This is a genomic window from Pedobacter sp. 01N416, from assembly GCF_056399685.1.
In genome coordinates this window covers 1-353 of record NZ_JBFTRT010001163.1, presented here as the reverse complement: position 1 = coordinate 353, position 353 = coordinate 1, and the positions used below count along the sequence as shown (strand labels likewise).

At 36.4% G+C, this 353-nt stretch carries 1 protein-coding gene; it reads left to right on the top strand.

Features of this window, described 5'->3' with window-relative positions; genetic code table 11:
• Positions 1–66 precede the first annotated feature (66 nt).
• A partial coding sequence (locus tag AC1DND_RS29720) for a 2-oxoglutarate and iron-dependent oxygenase domain-containing protein (RefSeq protein ID WP_477586666.1) occupies positions 67–353 on the top strand: 287 nt, incomplete at its 3' end.

Below are 353 nucleotides of genomic sequence, written 5' to 3'. Positions count from 1 at the left end.
ATACACAACCTAAACGCACTTATTAACAATTCTTTTTTAAATTCGTAAAACATTAAATATAAAATTATGTCTACACCGTATATTCCTTGTTTAGATTTAGGCTCTTACATCAATGGCTCTGCAGAAGACCGTAAAAAGTTTTCTGATGAATTGGGCAGGGCTTTTAACGATTCGGGTTTTGTTACCATTACCAACCATGGTTTAAGCCAGGAATTAATTGACAAGCTTTATGAAAACATTAAAGCTGCTTTTTCGCTTCCCGTTGAAACCAAAAGGAAATACGAGAAACCAGAATTGGCTGGTCAACGTGGTTAYACCAGTGCAGGCAAAGAAACAGCTAAAGGGGCTAAAAC